Annotated in this window: 6 protein-coding genes; 5 read left to right on the top strand and 1 reads right to left on the bottom strand. The window is 66.9% G+C overall.

Annotation, left to right across the window (positions count from 1 at the left end):
* Window positions 1-528: zincin-like metallopeptidase domain-containing protein (locus JHD07_RS34760; protein ID WP_291630385.1), on the top strand; the 528-nt coding region annotated here is incomplete at its 5' end.
* Between the two features lie 16 nt (window positions 529-544).
* Here the strand turns inward: JHD07_RS34760 and JHD07_RS34765 are convergent.
* Window positions 545-973 carry a helix-turn-helix domain-containing protein gene (locus tag JHD07_RS34765; RefSeq protein WP_012112818.1) on the bottom strand — a complete coding sequence of 143 codons (429 nt, stop codon included), beginning with the start codon at window positions 971-973 and terminating at the stop codon, window positions 545-547.
* A gap of 86 nt (window positions 974-1,059) precedes the next feature.
* Here JHD07_RS34765 and JHD07_RS34770 point away from each other — a divergent pair, with 86 nt between their 5' ends.
* The 4 genes from JHD07_RS34770 to merBA form a co-directional block, all read left to right on the top strand.
* Complete coding sequence (locus tag JHD07_RS34770) at window positions 1,060-1,485, top strand: mercuric transporter MerT family protein (protein ID WP_039194744.1); 426 nt, start codon at window positions 1,060-1,062, stop codon at window positions 1,483-1,485.
* 21 nt (window positions 1,486-1,506) lie between these two features.
* Window positions 1,507-1,803, top strand: coding sequence for a cation transporter (locus tag JHD07_RS34775; RefSeq protein ID WP_012112816.1), 297 nt, complete (start codon window positions 1,507-1,509; stop codon window positions 1,801-1,803).
* A 1-nt stretch (window position 1,804) separates the two neighbouring features.
* Window positions 1,805-2,053 carry a hypothetical protein gene (locus JHD07_RS34780; protein ID WP_036742955.1) on the top strand — a complete coding sequence of 83 codons (249 nt, stop codon included), beginning with the start codon at window positions 1,805-1,807 and terminating at the stop codon, window positions 2,051-2,053.
* A partial coding sequence (merBA, locus tag JHD07_RS34785; RefSeq protein ID WP_291630409.1) for a bifunctional organomercurial lyase/mercury(II) reductase MerBA occupies window positions 2,050-3,921 on the top strand: 1,872 nt, incomplete at its 3' end. The genes JHD07_RS34780 and merBA, both read left to right, overlap by 4 nt.

A 3,921-nucleotide genomic window follows, 5' to 3' on the forward strand; every position in this document is an offset into this window, starting at 1 on the left:
GTCTTCAACTGCGCGCAGGTCGACGGCTACACGCCGCCCGAGATACCGGTGCTACCCGAGGCCGAGCGCATCGAGCGGGCCGAACGGTTCTGCGCAGCGCTCGGCATCGACATCCGCCACGGCGGATCGCAGGCCTGTTACCGCCCATCCACCGACCACGTGCAGATGCCCGACTTCGCCTGCTTCCGCGATGCCGCAGCCTATTACGCCGTGCTGCTCCACGAATGCGGGCACGCCTCCGGCGCCAGGCATCGCCTCGACCGTGATCTCTCCGGACGGTTCGGCTCGGCCGCCTATGCTATGGAGGAATGCACGGTCGAGCTCCTGAGCGCCATGATCTGCGCCGACCTCCATCTCAGCGTCGAGCCGCGGCCCGACCACGCCAGCTATATCGCCTCCTGGCTCGAGGTGCTTCGCTCCGACAAGCGCGCGATCTTCACCGCCGCAGCCAAGGCGCAGCAGATCGCCGACTGGCTGCACGCCCAGCAGGGCAACGCTTGCCGGAACGACGTCAGGGGCGCCGCATAGGCGCTCCTCGACCCGATCAGTTGACAGTTCGCTCCCGGAACAGCGCCTCAATCAGCGGACATTCCGGCCGCGTGCCGTCGGCGCATTGCGCGACGACGTCCTTGAGCACCCGCTCCATGCGCTTCAGGTCAGCGATCTTCGCCCGCACATCGTCGAGATGCGCGGCGGCGACCGCGCTTGCCTCGGCGCAGGGCTGGTCGCGTTCGTCGACCAGGCGCAACAGCTCGCGGATTTCGTCGAGTGAGAAGCCGAGCTCGCGTGCCCGCAGCACAAAGCGAAGGCGCCGCTCGTGCGTCGTGTCGTAGCTGCGGTAGCCGGCCGCCGTGCGCGGTGGCTCGGGCAGGAGCCCGACCTTCTCGTAGTAGCGCACAGTCTCCAGATTGCTGCCCGTCCGCCGGGCGAGCTCAGCCCGCTGCAGGCCCTTCACGCCAGCGTGATCGCGCATCGCAAAAATCCCTCTTGACCCTGTAGCTGCTACAGACCGCATGGTACTGCGCAATGAGGATTTCGGCAAGGAAAGCGAGATCGGACATGGATATATCGCGACCCAGCACGGCGGGCATGACGTCCGCCACGACCGACGTGCTCGCGTCGGACCGAGCCGAAGTCGGACGGCAGCGCCTGGTCGCCGTCGGCGGCATTCTCGGCGCGCTTGCCGCCTCCTCGTGCTGCATCGTCCCGCTCATCCTGTTTAGCCTAGGCATTGGTGGCGCCTGGATCGGCAATCTGACGGCGCTCGCGCCCTACAAGCCGCTCTTCGTCGCCGGGACGACGGGCGTTCTCGGCTACGGCTTCTATCTCGTCTACTGGAAGCCGAGGCGGGCCTGCGCCGAGGATGCTGCCTGCGCGCGCCCGATCCCCAGCCGCATTGTCCAGATCGCGCTCTGGTTTGCGACGGTGCTCGTCGCGGCCGCCTTCGCATTCGACTACGTCGCCCCGCTGCTGCTTTCCGCCTGACACCAAGAGGAGACCCGTCCCATGAAGAAGAGTTTGAGTGCTCTTGCTTTGATCATGTCGGTGATGACCGCGCCTGCCGTGTTCGCTACCGAACGCACAGTCACCTTCGCCATCGACAACATGACCTGCGCCTCCTGCCCCTACATCGTGAAGACCTCGATGGCGGCGGTCCCCGGGGTCTCGACGGTGGCCGTCTCGTTCGAAGCCAAGACCGCGACCGTGACCTTCGACGACGCGCAGACGACCCCGGATGCCATCGCGGCCGCCAGCATGAATGCCGGCTATCCGGCCCGCCCGACGCAGGAGCAAGGCAGTTGACATGCATGACCGCGCCCTGATCCGCACCGGCGCCGCAGGCGCCATTGTCGTTGCGATCTGCTGCGCGGCGCCACTCCTTGCCGTGCCCCCGCCGCTGGCCGGCCTCGGCGCGTGGTTGACGGGTTCGGGTCTGGTCGTGCTTTCCCTGATCGCCGCGGGCCTCGGGCTTGTCGCCTGCGGCATCCATCATCGCCGTGCAAAGGTCGTCTGTTCCAACACGAAGATTCTGAATGAAGGCCTGAAGCCATGAACGATTGCTGCACATCCTCCGCGTCCCGCGACAAGGCGACGGTTTCTACATCCGCAACGGTGCCGAGCTTGGCCGTGCGGCCGGGTGTGACGTTTCCGGACTGGTCGGTGGTTTCGTCACCCGTGGTGAAGGAGGCCCTGCTGGCCATGGTCGGCTCCGACCATGTGCTCAACCGCTGGAGCGGCTACGAGGCGGCCACGGATCGCGTGCGCGTTGCGTTGCTACAGCTCTACGCCGAACACGGGCGAGCCCCGACCCCAAGCGCGCTTGCCAAGCGTGCGGGGCTGAGCGAGGAAGCCGTCCGTGCGCTGCTCGAAGAGCTCCGCCGTCGCGACCTCGTCGTACTCGATGGCGACATGATTGTCGGCGCGTATCCCTTCACCGACCGCGACACCGGCCACCGGGTCACACTGGACGGACGCACTCTTACTGCGATGTGCGCGGTCGACGCGCTCGGCATCGGCGCTATGACCGACCAAGACATCTCGATCGTCTCGCGCTGCCGCCACTGCGGCGCGCCGGTCCGGATCACCACGCAGGAACGGGGCCGGGCTCTGGCCGACGTTGAGCCGACGACGGCCGTCGTATGGCTCAGCGTCCATTACGAAGGCGGATGCGCTGCGAACTCGCTGTGCACTGCAACATCCTTCTTCTGTTCCGACGATCACCTCGCCGCGTGGCGCCGGCAGCGTCCTGCAGACGAGCCGGGATTCCGGCTGTCGATCGAGGAAGCTCTCGAAGCAGGTCGGGCGATCTTCGGGCCCAGCCTTGCCGGAATCGGCACAATCGCCGGCCACGGCAACAACGCGGCCGAGACACAAGGTGAGCCTCAATCGTCGGGCGATACGGCATCGCCGGACAGGCCCGTGACGCATCGGCGCCTTGGCACGAATGGCCGCAACAATGGTTCCTACGACCTTGCCATCATCGGCGCCGGCTCGGCCGGCTTCTCGGCCGCGATCACGGCAGCCGATCAGGGCGCCCAGGTGGCCCTCATCGGCAGCGGCACCATCGGCGGCACCTGCGTCAATATCGGTTGCGTGCCGTCGAAGACGCTGATCCGCGCCGCCGAGACGCTCCACAATGCCCGAGCCGCGGCACGTTTCGCCGGCATCACGGCCGAGGCCGAACTGACCGACTGGGGCGGAACCGTCCGTCAGAAGGACGCGCTGGTTTCGGAGCTACGTCAGGCCAAGTACGCCGACCTGCTCCCGGCTTACAACGGCATCGCCTATCGCGAAGGGCCGGCGCGCATCGTGGACGGCGGCGTCCAGGTGGACGGCACGTTTGTCTCAGCCGGCAAGATCATCATCGCGACCGGCGCGCGACCGGCCGTCCCTGTCATCCCAGGCATCGAGACCGTGCCATACCTGACGAGCACGACGGCGCTTGATCTCGAGGCGCTGCCCCGATCTCTGCTCGTGATCGGCGGCGGCTATATCGGGGCCGAACTCGCCCAGATGTTCGCCCGCGCCGGCGTCGAGGTGACGCTGGTGTGCCGCTCGCGTCTCCTTCCGGAGGCCGAACCCGAGATCGGCACGGCGCTGACGGGGTATTTCATGGACGAGAGCATCGCGGTGATTTCCGGCATCACGTACCGGACGATCCGCAAGACCGCGGACGGTGTTGCACTCACTGTCCATCGCGACGGCAAGGACGTCACGATCGACGCCGATCAGGTGCTCGTGGCGACGGGCCGCGCGCCCAATATCGAAGGTCTCGGGCTCGCCGAGCATGGGATCGCTCTCTCGCCGAAGGGCGGCATCTTCGTCGATGACCGCATGCGCACGACAAGATCGGGCGTGTACGCTGCCGGCGACGTCACCGGTCACGATCAGTTCGTCTACATGGCCGCCTACGGTGCCAAG

Source organism: Bradyrhizobium sp., from assembly GCF_016462955.1.
Taxonomy (GTDB): Bacteria; Pseudomonadota; Alphaproteobacteria; order Rhizobiales; family Xanthobacteraceae; genus Bradyrhizobium.